At 71.3% G+C, this 17,166-nt stretch carries 15 protein-coding genes; 5 read left to right on the top strand and 10 right to left on the bottom strand.

Annotation, left to right across the window (positions count from 1 at the left end; all coding sequences use genetic code 11):
• Nucleotides 1-72: 72 nt before the first annotated feature.
• Together OOK38_RS23235 and OOK38_RS23230 are read right to left on the bottom strand one after the other, a co-directional pair.
• Entirely contained in the window at nucleotides 73-762 is a 690-nt protein-coding gene (locus OOK38_RS23235; RefSeq protein ID WP_266757561.1) for a bifunctional 2-polyprenyl-6-hydroxyphenol methylase/3-demethylubiquinol 3-O-methyltransferase UbiG, read from the bottom strand.
• 123 nt (nucleotides 763-885) lie between these two features.
• Nucleotides 886-1,872: an acyltransferase domain-containing protein gene (locus OOK38_RS23230; RefSeq protein ID WP_266757563.1), complete on the bottom strand. Its 987-nt coding sequence runs from the start codon at nucleotides 1,870-1,872 to the stop codon at nucleotides 886-888.
• A 93-nt stretch (nucleotides 1,873-1,965) separates the two neighbouring features.
• On the opposite strand from OOK38_RS23230, the gene OOK38_RS23225 reads away from it, so the two are divergent.
• On the top strand, nucleotides 1,966-2,277 hold the full coding sequence (locus tag OOK38_RS23225) for a DUF6343 family protein (protein ID WP_266757564.1): 312 nt from the start codon (nucleotides 1,966-1,968) through the stop codon (nucleotides 2,275-2,277).
• A gap of 90 nt (nucleotides 2,278-2,367) precedes the next feature.
• Here the strand turns inward: OOK38_RS23225 and OOK38_RS23220 are convergent, their stop codons facing one another.
• The 4 genes from OOK38_RS23220 to OOK38_RS23205 form a co-directional block, all read right to left on the bottom strand.
• Nucleotides 2,368-2,748 carry a tetratricopeptide repeat protein gene (locus OOK38_RS23220; protein ID WP_266757566.1) on the bottom strand — a complete coding sequence of 127 codons (381 nt, stop codon included), beginning with the start codon at nucleotides 2,746-2,748 and terminating at the stop codon, nucleotides 2,368-2,370.
• 50 nt (nucleotides 2,749-2,798) lie between these two features.
• Nucleotides 2,799-3,407 carry a dephospho-CoA kinase gene (gene coaE, locus OOK38_RS23215; RefSeq protein ID WP_266757568.1) on the bottom strand — a complete coding sequence of 203 codons (609 nt, stop codon included), beginning with the start codon at nucleotides 3,405-3,407 and terminating at the stop codon, nucleotides 2,799-2,801.
• A gap of 86 nt (nucleotides 3,408-3,493) precedes the next feature.
• The gene (locus OOK38_RS23210) at nucleotides 3,494-4,432 is read right to left on the bottom strand and encodes a PAC2 family protein (protein ID WP_266757570.1); all 939 of its coding nucleotides are present in this window, start codon (nucleotides 4,430-4,432) and stop codon (nucleotides 3,494-3,496) included.
• Nucleotides 4,433-4,610: 178 nt separating this feature from the next.
• Entirely contained in the window at nucleotides 4,611-6,137 is a 1,527-nt protein-coding gene (locus tag OOK38_RS23205; protein WP_266765633.1) for a flavin monoamine oxidase family protein, read from the bottom strand.
• Between the two features lie 300 nt (nucleotides 6,138-6,437).
• Here OOK38_RS23205 and OOK38_RS23200 point away from each other — a divergent pair, with 300 nt between their 5' ends.
• On the top strand, nucleotides 6,438-7,400 hold the full coding sequence (locus tag OOK38_RS23200; protein WP_266848780.1) for a right-handed parallel beta-helix repeat-containing protein: 963 nt from the start codon (nucleotides 6,438-6,440) through the stop codon (nucleotides 7,398-7,400).
• A gap of 90 nt (nucleotides 7,401-7,490) precedes the next feature.
• Here the strand turns inward: OOK38_RS23200 and rpsA are convergent, their stop codons facing one another.
• Nucleotides 7,491-8,993, bottom strand: a complete 1,503-nt coding sequence (gene rpsA / locus OOK38_RS23195; RefSeq protein WP_266757574.1) for a 30S ribosomal protein S1 — start codon at nucleotides 8,991-8,993, stop codon at nucleotides 7,491-7,493.
• A 320-nt stretch (nucleotides 8,994-9,313) separates the two neighbouring features.
• Between rpsA and OOK38_RS23190 the strand changes: the two genes are divergently transcribed.
• Together OOK38_RS23190 and hrpB are read left to right on the top strand one after the other, a co-directional pair.
• A complete protein-coding gene (locus OOK38_RS23190; protein WP_266757576.1) occupies nucleotides 9,314-10,174 on the top strand; it encodes a class I SAM-dependent methyltransferase in 861 nt (286 codons plus the stop codon).
• Between the two features lie 242 nt (nucleotides 10,175-10,416).
• On the top strand, nucleotides 10,417-13,005 hold the full coding sequence (gene hrpB / locus OOK38_RS23185) for an ATP-dependent helicase HrpB (RefSeq protein WP_266757578.1): 2,589 nt from the start codon (nucleotides 10,417-10,419) through the stop codon (nucleotides 13,003-13,005).
• Here hrpB and OOK38_RS23180 read toward each other — a convergent pair.
• From OOK38_RS23180 to OOK38_RS23170, 3 genes are all read right to left on the bottom strand, one after another.
• The gene (locus OOK38_RS23180) at nucleotides 12,995-13,987 is read right to left on the bottom strand and encodes a DUF3068 domain-containing protein (protein WP_266757580.1); all 993 of its coding nucleotides are present in this window, start codon (nucleotides 13,985-13,987) and stop codon (nucleotides 12,995-12,997) included. The two genes, hrpB and OOK38_RS23180, sit on opposite strands and share 11 nt — an antisense overlap.
• A gap of 25 nt (nucleotides 13,988-14,012) precedes the next feature.
• Nucleotides 14,013-14,147 carry an SPW_0924 family protein gene (locus OOK38_RS23175; protein WP_266757582.1) on the bottom strand — a complete coding sequence of 45 codons (135 nt, stop codon included), beginning with the start codon at nucleotides 14,145-14,147 and terminating at the stop codon, nucleotides 14,013-14,015.
• Between the two features lie 187 nt (nucleotides 14,148-14,334).
• Nucleotides 14,335-16,050: a lytic transglycosylase domain-containing protein gene (locus OOK38_RS23170; RefSeq protein WP_266757584.1), complete on the bottom strand. Its 1,716-nt coding sequence runs from the start codon at nucleotides 16,048-16,050 to the stop codon at nucleotides 14,335-14,337.
• Between the two features lie 246 nt (nucleotides 16,051-16,296).
• Between OOK38_RS23170 and OOK38_RS23165 the strand changes: the two genes are divergently transcribed.
• Nucleotides 16,297-17,151 carry a DUF4184 family protein gene (locus tag OOK38_RS23165; protein ID WP_266757586.1) on the top strand — a complete coding sequence of 285 codons (855 nt, stop codon included), beginning with the start codon at nucleotides 16,297-16,299 and terminating at the stop codon, nucleotides 17,149-17,151.
• Nucleotides 17,152-17,166: the final 15 nt, after the last annotated feature.

Raw genomic sequence — 17,166 nt, 5'->3', positions numbered from 1 at the left:
ACGGGCCCGCTCCGCAGGCTCACCAGGCCGCCGGGCCTCCCCGGCGGTCCCCTTCCCCTTGCGCCGGACCGCTCACCCCTTCACCGCTCTCACCCACACCCCGTCGTCCGTCAGATATCGGTCCACCTTCAGGCCCGCCTCCCCCAGGGCCTCCTCGAACGCGTCCTTCGTCAGCGGGCGGGACAGGAACGTCTGGGTCCAGGTGGCGTCAGGGAACACGTACTCCGCGCGCACCGAGTCGACCCCGTCCCCGACGGGCTCGGCCGACACGATCCGTACGGCGAAACCGGACGGGTCGATGCGCTCGCGCGGCACGTCGGTGTGCCAGTCCTCGCCCTCGCGCTGGAACAGCACGCAGCCGTCGTCGGCGACATGGCGGACGCAGGTGTCCAGCAGCGCCCGCCGCACCCGCACGTCCCCGGCGTGTATGAGGAACGACGTCAGCAGCACCACGTCGAACGTCTCACCGAGATCCAGGTCCTCGATGGTGCTGTGTACCGTGCGCGCCCCGCGGACGTGCTCCAGCATCTCGGCGGACTCGTCCACCGCCGTGACCGTGAACCCGAGCTCCAGGAGCGGGTGGGTCATCCTCCCGACCCCGCTGCCCAGCTCCAGGACATGCGCGGCGGCGGGCACCGCGGCGGTGATGATGTCCGGTTCGGTTCCGACGGGCAGGCGGGTGTAGAGCTCGACCGCGCAGCCGTCCGGTGTGATGGCACCGGGTCCCGTGCCCTCGTATCCCTGACGCTTCTCGATCCTCATACCCGTCCAACGGACGGCTTCCGTAGGCCCGTTCCCTCCCCTCATCACTCGTTCGGGTGACATGTTCGAGGGACACCAGTCCGATCGGGAGCCGTGTCCACGGCCCGGCCACGGCGGGACGGACTACAGCGCGAACCAGCCGCGCCCTCCGTACCAATGTCCGCCCGACCGCAGGTGGTCCACCACCGCGCGCTCGACGCTGTTGCGCCGCGGGAGTTCGTCGAGCGGGAGCTCCGGATCGCCGAAGACGAAGCCGACGGGCACCGAGTCGTCCGGGCTCGTCTCCTCGCGGTCGATGTCGAAGCGGTCCTGGAAGCGGATGATGTTGGAGTCGGCCGGCAGATACCGCTTGAGCTGCGGGTCGAGCAGCCATGAGTTGCAGACGGCGACCTCGTGGCGCTCGTCGGGGTAGTGGCGGGCGAAGAACTCCCGGGCCAGGGCGAGCGAACGGTCGCACGCGGACGGGGAGAGGGGGCCGCGGAAGTCGGTGATGTGCAGGCTCAGGCAGGGGTCGCCGGGGCCCAGGTCCAGCCCCGCCGCCGCGACGGCACGGCCCGTGCGCCGCCCCAGCAGCGCCCGCTGGAACTGGAGCCGGCCGAGCTGGAACAGCTCACCGTGGAAGTGCAGGGCCGTCCACCAGGGGAACAGCAGTCCGGGGCCGCCGGCCCTTCTGTGGTGCACGGACACATGCCGGCCGAGGTCGGCGAGCGTGTGCCGGGAGACGTCCTCCGGGACACCGCGCTCACGGTGATGGGCGCGGACGTGCGGCAGCGCCGCGACGAAGACGTACAGATGGAAGCAGCGTCCGAGCGCTCCCGTCGTCGCGGGGAACGCGGGCGGCTCCCAGCCCTTGCCAATCTCTCCCATGTCCCGGACGAAGCGGGTGACGCAGCGCGCGAGGAGGGTCATGGCCTCCGGGTCCGCGGCCAACCGGTCGCGCAGCGCGACGAGTTCGTTGATGTGCTCGTGGGGCACGGACAGGTCGAGCAGGACGTCCGGCAGCGTGTCGGCGTCCGGGAGCGCCGCTTCCCGCGGGGCGGGGCACTCACCCTCCAGGTCCCTCAGCCATTCGGCGAGCCTCGCGTCCGCCCGCAGCGCCTTCAGCAGCACCGTCGCCTCCCCCGGCGGCCGCCGTCCGGACCGCTCTCCCTTGGTGAACGTGCACCACGAAGAGTACGTTTCCCTGTAGGAGTGGTGATCCTGATGCGTACGGGCAGTGAACCGGTGACAGCGCGGAGTGCTCTGCGGATGCGCTTCTGGCTGAGTGTCTGGGGCCTGATCTGGGCCATTTTCGGGACGGTCGCGTTCGCCCTGGCCGGGCGGCCGGGATGGGCGGCCGCGTGCGGCCTGCTCTGGGTGATCGTCACCGTCGACATGACCATGATCCTTCGGCACATCAGGCAGGGCCCGCACTATCAGCCCGGCCGTGACGTCCCGCCGTACGAGCCCGTGGACGACCGGTCTCCGTACCGGCCGCCGGAGCGCCGCCGCCCGTCGAGGCCGTCGCACCCCTGAAGCGGCCGGGCGGCCGCCCCGAATCGGCGGCGTCGCGCGCGAGGAGCCGCGAAGCCCTCCGCCGCGTACCGGCCTCCCGGCGTGGACCTGCTACGCGTCGAACCGTGCCGCTTTCAGGTACTGCGGCTTCGGGTCGAGCGCGGCCGCCAGTCTGAAGTGGCGCATCGCCTGCTCCGGGCGTCGCTGGCGCTCGTAGGTCCGGGCGAGCGCGAAGTGCGCGAACGCGTTGTCCGGCTCGCGCTCCAGGACGATCGTGAACTCCAGCTCGGCGGGGCGCAGTTGCGCGGCGGCGAAGAAGGCACGCGCGCGCAGCAGCCGGGCAGCGGTGTTCTCGGGATGCGCGGCGATGACAGGGTCGAGCAGCTTCACCGCGCCCCGCGGGTCCCGCGCGGCGAGCAGTTGCTCGGCGGCGCGGAAGTCGATGACGTGCGTCTCCGGAGTACGTCCGGTCGATCCGCTGGTCTCGGGCACGGCAGAGTCCTTCCCTCGCTGCAAGGGTTCAACGCCCCTGGCGAGGGCCGCTATTCCTGGGGCCGGCGGGCCCTGCTCACGAGATCGGCCCATACGTCCCGTACGCGCCGCTCCAGTTCCTCCAGGGGTACGTCGTTGTCGATGACGACGTCCGCGATCGCCAGGCGCTTGTCGCGCGGGGCCTGGGCGGCCATGCGGGCGCGGGCGCCCTCCTCGGTCATGCCGCGCAGGCGGACGAGGCGGTCGAGCTGGGTCTCGGGGCGGGCGTCGACGACGATCACGAGGTCGTACAGCGCGGCCAGGCCGTTCTCCGCGAGCAGGGGCACGTCGTGGACGACGACGGCGTCCCCGGGGGCGGCGTCCTCCAGTGCGCGCGAGCGGGTGCCGACCAGGGGGTGCACGATCGCGTTCAGGACGGCGAGCTTCTGCGGGTCGGAGAAGACGATCGAGCCGAGCTTCGGCCGGTCGAGGCTGCCGTCCGGAGCGAGTACGTCCTCGCCGAAGGCCTCGACGACCGCCGCCAGCCCGGGAGTTCCGGGCGCGACGACCTCGCGCGCGATCCTGTCCGCGTCGATCAGCACCGCGCCGTGCTCGACGAGCAGCCGTGACACTTCGCTCTTGCCGGCGCCGATACCACCGGTCAGGCCCACCTTCAGCATGTCCGCAGCTTAGGGCCTGGCACTGACGGGCCGTCCGCCAGGGAGCGCCCCGGGCATCCGGATGTCCGGGAGCCCGGGAAGAGGGGTCAGCCCTCGCCTTCGCGCTCCGCGAGGAATCGCTCGAACTCCTGGCCGATCTCGTCCGCCGAGGGGATCTCCACCGGTTCCGCGAGCATGTTGCCGCGGGTCTCGGCGCCCGCCGCGGCGTCGTACTGGTGCTCAAGACCCTGGACGAGCGCGACGAGTTCCTCGTCGCCCTCCTGGATCTGCCGGTCGATCTCCGTCTGGGTGCGGTGCGCCTCGGTCCGCAGGGCGTGCGCGATACCCGGAAGCACCAGACCGGTCGCGGCCGTGATGGACTCCAGGACGGTCAGCGCCGCGTCCGGGTACGGGGAGCGGGCGATGTAGTGGGGCACGTGCGCGGCGACACCGAGGACGTCGTGACCGGCCTCCATGAGGCGGTACTCGACGAGGGACTCGGCGCTTCCGGGGACCTGCGCCTCGTCGAAGGGGCTGCGGTGGCCGGGCACCAGGTCGGTGCGGCTGCCGTGCGGGGTGAGACCCACGGGGCGCGTGTGCGGGACGCCCATGGGGATGCCGTGGAAGTTCACGGAGAGACGGACGCCGAGCCGTTCCACGATCTGCTGGACGGCGGCGGCGAAGCGCTCCCACTCGGTGTCCGGTTCGGGCCCCGACAGCAGCAGGAAGGGCGCTCCGGTGGCGTCCTGGACGAGCCGGACCTCGAGTGTCGGCTCCTCGTACTCGGTCCAGCGGTCCCGCTTGAACGTCAGCAGCGGGCGGCGGGCCCGGTAGTCCACGAGACGGTCGTGGTCGAAGCGGGCCACGACCTGGTGGGGCAGCGAGTCGAGCACCCGGTCGACGATCTGGTCGCCGGTCTCGCCCGCGTCGATGTATCCGTCGAAGTGGTAGAGCATGACAAGACCGGCCGACTCCTGGGCGAGCGCCATGTCGACCACGGCCAGGCCCTTCGGCTCCCATGCGTACAAACCCTGCGGATCAAGCACTGTGACCGCTCCTCCTCGTGTTCGTACTGCACAACATGGTGCGGAGCACGGACATTCCCGTCCCGTGCTCCGCACCGCTGCCTCGTGCCGGTCTCTCGGCCTCCACGAGCGGCTGGAAGGAGTTCCGGGGACGGTGAGGGCACCGTCGGCGGACCGCTCCCAGCACAGCACACCTGTGTTACGAGGACAGCACGCGCGCGTGGAGCGCGGTGACGGCCTTGCGGGCGGACGTGAAGGCGCCGTGCTGCCAGGCGTCGGCGTAACTGAGCCAGTCGCCCGCGAAGTAGACCCGCCCGGTGGGCCGGTTCAGCGGCTTGTAGCGGACGTCGTCGGGTCCGCCGGGGGTGTTGTGCCAGGCACCTTCCAGGTGCGGTGTCTGACGCCAGTGGTGGGAGAAGGACGAGTCGAGTTCGGTGCGGTACTTCTCGCCGTAGATCTTCACGCCGGCGGCCACCGCGCGCTTCTCGCGCTCCTTGGGGGTGAGCTTCGCGTACGAGTCGGCGTCGGAGCCGTAGTTGTAGTAGCCGATCATGACTCCGCGCCGGCCGTGGAAGCCGTACGAGGGGTGCCAGATGTGGGTGACGTCCAGGTCGGTCTCGGTGATGCCGCCGTAGATCCGGTGGTCGAGCTCCCACCAGCGGGACCGATATTCGAGGCCGATCTTGCCCGCGGACTGCGGGGTGATCGCCTCCAGGGCGCTCTGGACGCCGGAGCCGAGGTTGTGCGGGATCCTGGCGAGGATGTTGGGCGGCAGGGCGCCGATGCAGAAGTCGGCGTCCAGGGTCCTGGTGCGCCCGCCCTGGGTGTACGTGACGGTGACGCCGCTTCCCCTGTCGGTGATCCGGGAGACCGCCGCTCCGGTGCGGATGCGGTGGGCCCCGATCGCCCTGGTGAGCGCCTTGGGTATCTGGTCCATGCCGCCCACCGGCTGGAACATCAGCATCGCCTGGTCGAATTCGAACTCGAAGGAGAAGTACCGGCCGACGCCGGAGGCGAAGACCTCGGAGGCGCTCGGGACGTCACCGAGGAGCACGCCCGGGGTTCCGGCGGCCGCCGGGACGGTGGTGTAGCCGCGGCGCGGGCCTCCCTCATAGGTGAGCTTGTCGCCGAGTTCGCCGAAGTCCTTGAGGAACTCGACGAGCCTCTCCTGGTCGGCGGCCGTCAGCTCCTTGTCCAGGGCGCCCTTGTCGGTGGCCTTGGCCAGCAACTCGGAGACGTAGCCGTAGACATCGGCCTTCGCGGTCCGGTGGCGCATGGGCTTGGTCATGCCGGCCGACTCGTTGTACATGTACGCGTCCGCGTTCGTATTCGTGAACACTTCGACAGGGACGCCGAGTTCCCGGCAGTAGTCGAGGGTGACCATCCATTGCGGGAGGCGGGCCGGGCCCGCGTTCATGTACTGGCCCTCACCGAACCGGGCCGTCTGCTTATTGCCGTACAGGTCGGTGGTCGAATCACCGCCGCGCACGGTGAAGTTGCGGCCGCCGGTGCGGTCTCTGGCCTCCAGGACCGTACAGTCGTAGCCCGCCTTGCCGAGCTCGTAGGCGGAGGCGAGACCGGCGATGCCGCCGCCTACGATCACGACCTTCGCGGCTCCCCTCCCGGAGAGCGTGAAATCGCCCGACTTCGGTGCACGGAAGGGCTGTTCGCGTTGGGCGGCCTGCGCGGTGGGCGCGAGGCCGAGGGCTCCCATGGTGGCGAACATGGCGCCCGCGCCGCCGGTCAGACCGACGTTTCGCAGGAACGCCCGCCGGCTCGCCGCTGTCGATCGCTCGTGTGCTGCCATGCCTTCGACTCCCCTCACGATCTTGAATGACCCGGGGATCCTGGCAACGGCCTGTTACGGCCCTGCAGTTACTCGTGTATCCGCCACGTTTCTCTCCCCGCACACCGGCCTGGTCCAGACCTTGACGCGGCCCCGCAACCCTTCTACGTTCAGATAGGCACCCGGAGTTCATGTACGAGAACATATTTCTTGCGAACCGACGGGAAGGTCACCCCCCACATGCGCATCCGACGCACGCTTCTCATCCCCCTGCTCGGCGCGACGGCGGTCACGGCCGGGGCACTGGCGGCAGCGCCTTCGGCGAACGCGGCCCAGGTCATCGAGGTATCCACCGCCGCCCAGTTGAAGTCGGCCCTCACCTCGGCCGCCCCCGGCGACACGATCCACCTCGCGGACGGCACGTACACCGGCAACTTCAAGGCGACGACGGCCGCGGGCGCGGGCTCCCGCATCACCCTCAGCGGCTCCCCGAAGGCCGTCCTCACGGCGGGCGGCGGCTATGGACTGCACCTCAACGGCGCCTCGTACTGGACGGTCCAGGGCGTCACCGTCACCGGCGGCCAGAAGGGCATCATGATCGACTCGGCGAAGGGTGTCGTCGTCGACAGGGTCACCGTCCACGGACTCGACATGGAGGGCGTCCACTTCCGCAACTCCAGCACGGACGGCGTGATCAGGAACTCGACGATCTACGACACCGGCAACGACGGCCGCGGCATGGGCGAGGGAGTGTACGTGGGCACGGCCGGCGGAACCTCGGACAAGAGCGACCGCATCCAGATCACCGGCAACACGATCGGGCCGGACGTGGGCGGCGAGAACGTCGACATCAAGGAGGGCACCACGGGGGCGCGCGTCACCGGCAACACCTTCGACGGCAGCGGCCTGACCGGTGCCAACTACGACGACTCCTGGGTCGACGTGAAGGGCAACGACGTACTCGTCGAGAACAACAAGGGCACCGCCACCACGAACGACGGCTATGAGACCCACACCCAGCAGCCCGGCTGGGGCTGCGGCACGGTGTTCCGGGGCAACACCTCGGACCTGCGGGGCGCCACGGGCGACAAGCGACTGGCGGTCAACGTCACCAACTACGGCACGGACTGCAGGACCACCGTGTACGCCTCGAACACGGTGACGGGCGGCAAGGGGCTCACCAACATCGCGGTGACGCCCTGACGCGCTCCCGGAGAACGCCCCCCATGGAAGTGGGCCCGCACCGAATCGGTGCGGGCCCACTTCTTTCAGCTACTTGCTAGCGGAGAGCTTTCAGCTCTGGCCGCCGGCGAGCTTCTCGCGGAGGGCGGCAAGCGCCTCGTCCGACGCCAGGGCGCCGGAGTTGTCGTCCGACTCCGAGGAGTAGGAACCGCCGCCACCGGAGGCAGCCGGAGCCGCACTGGAGGTGCTGGCACCCTCGGCCTCGGCCTGCGCGTCGGCCTCGCGGGACTTGATGACCTGAGCCTGGTGCTGCTCGAAGCGCTGCTGCGCCTCGGCGTACTGCGTCTCCCACACCTCACGCTGGGACTCGAAGCCCTCGAGCCAGTCGTTGGTCTCGGGGTCGAAGCCCTCGGGGTAGATGTAGTTGCCCTGGTCGTCGTACGACGCGGCCATGCCGTACAGGGTCGGGTCGAAGTCGACCGACGCCGGGTCGGCACCGAAGGCCTCGTTGGCCTGCTTCAGCGAGAGGCTGATGCGGCGGCGCTCGAGGTCGATGTCGATGACCTTGACGAAGATCTCGTCGTTGACCTGGACGACCTGCTCCGGGATCTCCACGTGGCGCTCGGCCAGCTCGGAGATGTGGACCAGACCCTCGATGCCCTCGTCCACACGGACGAACGCACCGAACGGGACGAGCTTCGTGACCTTACCCGGGACGACCTGACCGATCTGGTGCGTCCGGGCGAACTGCTGCCACGGGTCTTCCTGCGTCGCCTTGAGCGACAGCGAGACGCGCTCGCGGTCCATGTCGACGTCGAGGACCTCGACGGTGACTTCCTGGCCGACCTCGACAACCTCGGAGGGGTGGTCGATGTGCTTCCAGGAGAGCTCGGAGACGTGCACCAGACCGTCGACGCCACCCAGGTCCACGAAGGCACCGAAGTTGACGATCGAGGAGACGACGCCGGAACGGACCTGACCCTTCTGGAGGGTGGTGAGGAACGTCTGGCGGACCTCGGACTGGGTCTGCTCCAGCCAGGCACGGCGGGACAGGACCACGTTGTTGCGGTTCTTGTCCAGCTCGATGATCTTGGCCTCGAGCTCCTTGCCCACGTAGGGCTGGAGGTCGCGGACACGGCGCATCTCGACGAGAGAAGCCGGCAGGAAGCCACGGAGGCCGATGTCAAGGATGAGTCCACCCTTGACGACCTCGATGACGGTGCCGGTGACGATGCCGTCCTCTTCCTTGATCTTCTCGATGGTGCCCCAGGCGCGCTCGTACTGGGCACGCTTCTTCGAGAGGATCAGGCGGCCTTCCTTGTCCTCCTTCTGGAGAACAAGGGCTTCGATCTCGTCGCCGACCTTGACGACCTCGTTCGGGTCGACGTCGTGCTTGATCGAGAGCTCGCGGCTCGGGATGACACCTTCGGTCTTGTAACCGATGTCGAGCAGGACCTCGTCCCGGTCGACCTTCACGATGACGCCGTCGACGATGTCGCCGTCGTTGAAGTACTTGATCGTCTCGTCGATCGCGGCGAGGAATGCTTCCTCGTTACCGATGTCGTTGACCGCTACCTGCGGCGTGGTAGAGGTGGTCTCGGTGCTGCTCGTCATGTGGGAAAGGGCTCCGGTACGGACAGTGAGTCGTAGGTACTGCTTACGCCGGGAGCCCGTTTCGCTCTGTAGAAGGCCGGACAGCCAAGGAAGCGCCAAACCCGGCCAAGCCGGAGGCGCCTCGAAAACCGAGGGGACATACATACAGATGCGAGCGCAGCCTGCTACGTCTGAGGAGCGCAGGCCCGCAGCGCAACTTGTAGCATACGGGGGCAGCCGGGCAGGGTCAATGCGCGAAGGCGCACACCCGGGGCGGATCGCCGCAATCCCGGCACAAGACCTGTCTCACAAGGCCACGCGGGCAGTAGGACGCCTCTTTCGTGACACGCCCGAGACGGGTTGGACGGAAGAGTACGACGAGGGAGCCGATCATCCAAGAGCCCGAACCGTTCGAACCGGAAGCCACCCGACGTGATGCGGACCTCATCGAGAGTTCCCGGGCGAATCGGGGCTGGTGGGACCGGAACGCGGACGACTACCAGATCGAACACGGCACATTCCTCGGCGACGACCGATTCGTGTGGTGCCCCGAGGGCCTGGACGAGGTGGAGGCCGAACTGCTCGGCCCTCCGGAGGACCTCAAGGGCAAGGACATCCTGGAGATCGGCGCCGGCGCGGCACAGTGCTCGCGCTGGCTGGCCGGGCAGGGCGCGCGTCCGGTCGCCCTGGACCTCTCCCACCGCCAGCTCCAGCACGCCCTGCGCATCGGAGGCACCGTGCCCCTGGTGGAGGCGGACGCCAGTGCGCTGCCCTTCGCCGACGGCTCCTTCGACCTCGCGTGCTCGGCGTACGGCGCGCTGCCGTTCGTCGCCGACCCGGTCCTGGTGCTGCGGGAGGTCCACCGGGTGCTGCGCCCGGGCGGCCGTTTCGTCTTCTCCGTCACGCACCCGGTCCGCTGGGCGTTCCCGGACGAGCCGGGTCCCGAAGGCCTGACGGCGTCCGCGTCCTACTTCGACCGCACTCCGTACGTGGAGCAGGACGACGAGGGCCGCGCGGTCTACGTCGAACACCACAGGACGGTCGGCGACCGGGTCCGCGACGTGGTGGCCGGCGGCTTCCGCCTGGTCGACATCGTCGAGCCGGAGTGGCCCGCCTGGAACACCCAGGAGTGGGGCGGCTGGTCCCCGCTGCGCGGCAACCTCATTCCGGGCACGGCGATCTTCGTCTGCGAGCGGGACTGACGTAAGGACTTCAGGCCGCAGCCCCGCGAGTGCGGGGCTGCGGCCTGAACGGCCGCGAGCAAAAAGGCACGGGTAAAGAGGCACGCGCGCGTGGGCGTACGAGGGCGCACGCGTACCGCCCGCGCGCGTGGCCCGTCGTACCGATGGCGCGACCCGCCCCGCCCGCGCGAAGGGCCGTCCCGGGGCTCGTGGGCGGCCGGTTCGACGCCGGCACGAGTTGACGCCCGTACGAGACTGGGGGCGTGATCCGTTACGACGCCCTGGACGTGCTGCCCGTACGTGGTGCCCTGCCCGGTCTGGACGATGCCCTGGAGGGGCACGGCAGCGCGGTGCTGGTGGCGCCGCCCGGCACCGGTAAGACGACGCTGGTGCCGCTGGCCCTGGCGGGTCTCCTGGACGACGGGCGCCCGGCGCGCCGGGTGGTGGTGGCCGAGCCCCGGCGGATCGCGGCCCGGGCCGCCGCGCGGCGGATGGCGTGGCTGCTGGGCGAGCAGGTCGGCGAAAGCGTCGGCTTCACGGTGCGCGGGGAGCGGGTGGTCGGCCCCCGCGCGCGCGTGGAGGTCGTCACGACCGGGGTCCTGCTCCAGCGGCTGCAGCGGGACCAGGAGCTGGCGGGCGTCGACGTGGTCGTGCTCGACGAGTGCCACGAGCGGCATCTGGACGCCGACACGGTGGCCGCGTTCCTGCTGGACGTGCGGGCCGCGCTCCGGCCCGAGCTGCGGCTGGTCGCCGCGTCCGCGACGACGGACGCCGGGGGCTGGGCGCGGCTGCTGGGCGACGCGCCGGTGATCGAGGCGGAGGGTGTCTCGTACCCGGTCGAGGTGGTGTGGTCGCCGCCCGCGCGCCCCGTACGGCCGCCGCACGGGATGCGGGTGGACCCGGCGCTGCTGACGCATGTGGCGTCCACGGTGCGGCGCGCTCTGGCCGAGCGCTCGGGGGATGTCCTGTGCTTCCTTCCCGGGGTCGGGGAGATCGCGCGGGTCGCCGGGCAGCTGGGCGGTCTCGGGGACATCGATGTGCTTCAGGTGCACGGACGGGCTCCGGCCGCCGTGCAGGACGCGGTGCTCGCACCCGGTGCGCGGCGCCGGGTGGTCCTCGCGACCTCGGTGGCCGAGTCGTCCCTGACCGTTCCCGGGGTGCGGGTGGTCGTGGACGCGGGACTGGCGCGGGAGCCGCGGGTGGACCACGCGCGCGGGTTGAGCGCCCTGGCGACCGTACGGGCCTCGCAGGCGGCCGGACGCCAGCGGGCGGGGCGGGCCGGGCGTGAGGCGCCGGGCGCGGTGTACCGGTGCTGGGCGGAGGCGGAGGACGGCCGTCTGACGCGGTTCCCGGCCCCCGAGATCAAGGTGGCTGATCTGACGGCGTTCGCCCTCCAGGCGGCCTGCTGGGGCGATCCGGAGGCGACGGGACTGGCCCTGCTGGACCCGCCGCCGGGCGGGGCGATGGCGGCGGCGCGGGCCGTCCTGTCGGCCGTGGGCGCGGTCGACGCCGCGGGGCGGGCCACGGAACGCGGTGCGCGCATGTCCCGCCTGGGTCTGCACCCCCGGCTCGCCCGGGCGCTGCTGGACGCGACCCCGGTGGTGGGCGTGGCGCGGGCCGCCGACGTGGTCGCCCTGCTGAGCGAGGAGCCCCCGCGCGAGTACGGCGACGACCTGGCCGCCGCCTGGCGCACCGCCCGGCGCGGGGGCGACGCCTACGCGGCCCGCTGGCGCACCGAGTCGCGCCGTCTTCGCTCCGCGGCGGCCGGCGCCGGGGCCGCCTCCGGCTCCCCTTCTTCTCCGACGACACGCGCCGGGGGGCCGGGGCACGGAGGCGACGGTGACCGCGCCCCGGCGGACGGCGGGGCGCGGGAGCTCGGGGACGACCGGGTCGTCGGGCTGGTCGCCGCGCTGGCGTTCCCCGAGCGCCTCGCCCATGTGCAGGGCGGCTCCCACCTCATGGTCAACGGAACCCGGGCCGACGTCGGTGAGGGTTCCGTCCTGCGCGGTGCTCCCTGGCTCGCGGTGGCCGTCGCCGACCGTCCCGTCGGCAGGGGGCACGCGCGCGTGCGGCTCGCGGCCGTGATCGACGAGCGGACGGCACGGCGGGCCGCCGACGGTCTGTACTCCGAGTGCGACGAGGTCCACTGGGCCGAGGGCGATGTCGTCGCACGGCGGGTGGAGCGGCTGGGGGCGGTGGAGCTGGCCGTGCGGCCGTTGCGGAACGCGGACCCCGGGCTCGTACGGGAGGCGCTGCTCGAAGGGTTGCGGGAGGAGGACTTCGGTCTGCTGCGGTGGTCGCCGGACGCCGGGGTGCTGCGGCAGCGGCTCGCGTTCCTGCGCCGGCGGCTCGGTGACCCGTGGCCGGACGTCTCGGGCGAGGCGCTCCACGCGCGCGTGGAGGAGTGGCTGGAGCCGGAGCTGAGCCGTGCCCGGCGTCGGGCGGACCTGGGGCGGATCGACGCCGGGCAGGCGCTGGCCCGGCTGCTGCCCTGGGGGACAGGGGAGGCGGCCCGGCTCGACGAGCTCGCGCCCGAGCGGATCGAGGTGCCGAGCGGGTCGAGGATCCGCGTCGACTACGCCGATCCCGGACAGCCGGTGCTCGCCGTGAAGCTGCAGGAGATGTTCGGGCTGCACGCGTCGCCCGCCGTGGCCGGCGTGCCCGTTCTCGTGCACCTCCTCTCCCCCGCGGGCCGGCCCGCCGCGGTCACCGCCGACCTCGCGTCCTTCTGGAAGGACGGCTACAAGGGCGTACGGGCCGAGCTGCGCGGCCGGTACCCCAAGCATCCGTGGCCCGAGGACCCGGCGACGGCCGAGCCGACGCGGTTCACGAACGCTCGGCTCAGGCGCTGACGGGCTCGGGGTCGGCCGCCGGAGCGGGTGCCGCGTCACCGGGCCTGCGGCTCCGGGCCTCCAGGTACAGCGAGAGGGACAGCAGGGCGGCGGCCAGGAGCAGGAAGCCCCAGGGGAGGTAGGAGGTCATCATCAGGACCAGGGTGCGGTTCGACTTGACCAGGTCGACGGTGTGCCTGATGTAGTCCTCCCGCATCTTCACGTGTCCGGCGAAGGCGGTCACCTTGTCCCGGTCGCCCAGGAGTGTGCCGCCGCGGAGTTCCTCCTTGTGGATCTCCTCGCCGTAGACGGGCGCTCCGGTGACCGGCTCGACCCAGAACCGGCGGACGGTGGTGTACCAGCGGGTGGTGCCGGTCTTGGCGACGGACTCCGGGGTGATGCCCTGGACGGGCATGACCTTGGGGAACTTCACCTTCGTCCAGGGGATGGTCTGCTCGAAGTAGTAGACCTCGACGCCCCGGAAGGTCCGGGTGTCCTTGTAGTGGATGGGCGCGGAGGTGCGGGTCTGCGCGTCGAAGTACTCGTAGTCCCGTTTCTCCGTCCGGAAGGGCCATTTGAACTCGATGCCCTGGCGGGTGACGGGGTCGCCGTCGACGGACTCGCCGGTGGCGTGGACGGGGTCCTGGCTGTGCGCGTCGAAGATGTAGCGCTCGGGGAGTTTGGAGACCATCTTCCCGTCGGGGCCCTGGACATAGGAGAGGGAGTCCCAGACGACGACGTCACGGCCCGCGGTCCGCTCGATCCTCTCGGAGGCCTCCACGTTGCCCTTGAGGGTCTGCACGACGGTGACCTTGGAGACCTTCCTGGCCTTCATGGTGCCGTAGTCGAGGAGGGTGGCGTCCTTCGCCTCCAGAACCATGTCCTGGTACTGGTTCGCCGGGATCTTGGCCAGGCGAGGGAAGGCGTACCAGCGCAGCAGCGGGGACAGCGCCGCGAAGAACACGGCGAGCGCGAGCAGGATCAGGCTTGCCTTGCGGCGCATCTCGACGGCCCTCCCGGTGCGTGCGTCAGGGGTGCTTGGGGACGGTGGTGAGCATCGGCTTCGGCGAGGTGTGGCCGGCCGGCGAGCCCATGGCCGTGATGGTCAGGACCAGCGCGAGCGCCACGGCGAGACCGGTCGCGGCGGCGATGAGGGCACGCATGCGGGCCTCCCGGGGCCAGGAGCTGATACATCGTCAGGTCCGGCACCGTAGCAACGGCGGGCCGAGATGAGAACACGTCGCACACACAACGGACCGGGATCGGACCGGGAACGGAGCGGGGCGCCCCTCCGGCGTGAGCGGAGGGGCGCCCCGGGGCGCGCACGGGCCGCGCTGTGGCGGCGCGGGGCTACGAGGCGGCGGCGGCCACCGTCAGTTCGACGGTCAGGGTCGCCCCGCCCGTGGTGGTGATGCGGAGGAGGTAGGTGCCGGTGGTGTCGTCGGCGTACAGCTTCGGCAGCTTGAGCAGGCCGTCCGCGTCGGTGGTCAGGGTGGTGAGGGTGCGTACGGTCTTGCCGTCGGCGTCCTTGAAGTAGGGGCCCTTGTCGTTCTCGGTGGCGTCGTCGGCGGACTTGAGGAGGGTCGCGGTGGCGGCGACCTTGCCCGCGGCGGCGCCCTTGTAGGTGGCCTTCAGCTCGACCTGGTCGGCGAACTCGCCGCCCGGCACGCACGTCAGCGCGGTGTCGGTGGTGCGGGCCAGGGTGTCGGCCTGGCGCGCGGTGACGGTCGCCGTGTAGTCGAGGCCGGACATGACGCGGCCCACGACGGTGACGCGGACGGTGAAGTCACCGGTCTTCTCCCCGGCCACTAGCGCGGGCGCGGTGGCGGTGCCGAGCTTGTCGGTGACGACGGTGGCGACGCTCTCGCCGCCGGTGAAGACGGCGTCCGTGTCCCCGATGATCGTGAACCGGACGCGGACCTTGGCCACGGCCTTGTCGTCGTCGTCCTCGGTGCGCACGACGACCTTGTGCGCGAACGTGTCGCCCGCCGTCGCCGTGAGCTTCCCGGTGTCCGCGTCCGCCAGGTGGTCCACGGTCTCGGTGGGCGTCGGCGGGGTGGTGGGCGGGGTCGTCGGGGGCGGGGTCGCGGGCGGGGTCGGGGTGGCGGGCGGCGTCGAGGGGGCGGGCGGGGTCGGCTTCGGGGCGGGGTTCTTCGGACCGCCGCCGGCCGGCGTGTGGCCGGCCGGCGGGGAGGGCACCGGCGGCGTGGGGCTCGGTGTGGTCGTGCCGTCGCTGTTGTGCGAGGGCAGCGTGCCCGTGCCGTCCGGCACCTCGTGCGTGCCCTTGCGGTAGTACTGCAGCCACGACAGGACGGTGTGGAGGTACGCCGTCGAGTTGTTGTAGCTGAGGATCGAGGCGTTCATCTGCGACTGGACCGACATGTCGTGGTCGAAGCGGCACAGGTAGTGCCCGGCGGCGAGCGCCGCGTCGTAGATGTTGTTGGGGTCCTTCTTGCCGTCGCCGTTGCCGTCGCGGCCCGACCATTCCCACGTGGAGGGGATGAACTGCATGGGGCCCACCGCGCGGTCGTACGTGCTGTCGCCGTCGTACGCGCCGTTGTCGGTGTCCTTGATGCTGGCGAAGCCGTTGCCGTTGAGGACCGGGCCGAGGATCGGCGACAGGGTGGTGCCGTTCGCGTCGACGCGGCCGCCGCGGGCCTGGCCCGACTCGACCTTGCCGATGGCGGCCAGAAGCTGCCAGGGCAGGTTGCAGGTGGGCTTGGACTCGCGCAGCGACGCCTCGGCCTGCTTGTAGGCGTCCAGGACCGTCGCGGGGATGCCCGCCTCGGCGGAGCCCGCGGCGGCGGGTGCGCCACCCCCCGTGGTCGGCGCGGGGTTCGGGCTCTCGAGCGGCGGAAGATCGGTGAAGTAGCGCGAGTTGCCGGTCGCGGTTCCGTCGCCCGTGTCGCTCACGTCCTGGCCCGTGTCGGCACCGGCCGACTGTCTGCCGTGGTCGTCGACGGTCGCTCCCGGGGCCTGGGAGGCGGACAGAGCCGCGACCGCGGCCGCGGCCACAGCGGTGGTTGCCGCGCCCTTGCGCAGCCTCCTGCCGAATTGCGCCGCCATCGATTGAACCCCTCCCACCGACGACCGGACCACCCCGCCGTCTCTCACATCTCTGATCGTTTTGTTGCCGCTTTGGTTGTGCTCCCCGGCGCGGCAACCCAGGCGACCCTACGACAACTTCCTTCGCCCGGGGACCCGTTCGCGCCCGGTGTTCACCAGTTGGCCATGAGCCGTCGTCCCGCATACTGGCCGCCAGTGATCAACGGGCCGGACATACCCGGCCAACAGCAGCCGCAGGGAGACGACTTGCCCTTCACTCTCAGTCACGCGGCGGCCGTACTGCCCGCCGTACGCGGGGACGGAACCGGTCGCGGCCGACTGATTCCCGCCGTTCTCGTGGCCGGCTCCTTCGCTCCCGACCTGACCTACTACGCGGCGAGCGTGCTGCCCGGGGCGATGGAGTTCGGCAGCTTCACCCACGCGTTCACCGGAGTGTTCACCGTCGACGTGCTCATCGCGTGGGTGCTGGTGGGCGCCTGGCTGGTGCTGCGCGAACCGCTGGTGGCACTGATGCCTGTGGCACGGCAGGGGCGCACGGCGCGGCTCCTGCGCTGTGGGGCCACGCGCGAGCCGGTACGCGCGCCGATGGTTCTGCGGTGGTATGTCTCCGCGGCGGTCGGCGCGCTGACGCATGTGGTGTGGGACGCGTTCACGCATCACGACCGGTGGGGGACGCGGCTCCTCCCCGTCCTCGGGCGGGACCTCGCGGGCTCGCCGCTCTACTGGTACGTCCAGTACGGCAGTTCGGCGGTGGCGGCCATTGTGATCGTGACGTTCGTGGTGCTGGCGCTGCGCCGCACGCCGCACGGGCCGGCCGTGGGCGTGCCCGTGCTGTCGGCCGCCGACCGATGGCTGGCCGGTGCGGTGATCGGGTGCTGTGCGCTGGTGGCGGCGGTGCAGCGGGCGCTGCGCTGGTGGGCGTACTGGGGGTCCGTCGCCAAGCCGTGGGAGCTGATTCCGACGCTGTGTTTCGGCGGCGGCGCGGGCCTGGTCCTCGGCCTTTCTCTGTACGCCGCCGCCGTCAGGGTGTGGCGTCCCGCCCCCGCTCGCCCCGGCCCGGCGGCGTCCCGCCCGGAGCCGAGCCGTCCCGCTGCCCGCTGACCCGGGGCTGCCGTT

This window comes from Streptomyces sp. NBC_00568, assembly GCF_026341855.1.
GTDB lineage: Bacteria > Actinomycetota > Actinomycetes > Streptomycetales > Streptomycetaceae > Streptomyces.
The sequence above is the reverse complement of the archived record's forward strand: the minus strand, read 5'-3'. Positions and strand labels throughout refer to the sequence as shown.

Excerpts from the sequence above, each read along its gene's own strand:
- OOK38_RS23235 (WP_266757561.1), bottom strand. The coding sequence starts at position 762 with ATGAGGATCGAGAAGCGTCAGGGATACGAGGGCACGGGACCCGGTGCC.
- OOK38_RS23225 (WP_266757564.1), top strand. The coding sequence starts at position 1,966 with ATGCGTACGGGCAGTGAACCGGTGACAGCGCGGAGTGCTCTGCGGATG.
- coaE (WP_266757568.1), bottom strand. The coding sequence starts at position 3,407 with ATGCTGAAGGTGGGCCTGACCGGTGGTATCGGCGCCGGCAAGAGCGAA.
- OOK38_RS23205 (WP_266765633.1), bottom strand. The coding sequence starts at position 6,137 with ATGTTCGCCACCATGGGAGCCCTCGGCCTCGCGCCCACCGCGCAGGCC.
- OOK38_RS23200 (WP_266848780.1), top strand. The coding sequence starts at position 6,438 with ATGCGCATCCGACGCACGCTTCTCATCCCCCTGCTCGGCGCGACGGCG.
- rpsA (WP_266757574.1), bottom strand. The coding sequence starts at position 8,993 with ATGACGAGCAGCACCGAGACCACCTCTACCACGCCGCAGGTAGCGGTC.
- OOK38_RS23180 (WP_266757580.1), bottom strand. The coding sequence starts at position 13,987 with ATGCGCCGCAAGGCAAGCCTGATCCTGCTCGCGCTCGCCGTGTTCTTC.
- OOK38_RS23175 (WP_266757582.1), bottom strand. The coding sequence starts at position 14,147 with ATGCGTGCCCTCATCGCCGCCGCGACCGGTCTCGCCGTGGCGCTCGCG.
- OOK38_RS23170 (WP_266757584.1), bottom strand. The coding sequence starts at position 16,050 with ATGGCGGCGCAATTCGGCAGGAGGCTGCGCAAGGGCGCGGCAACCACC.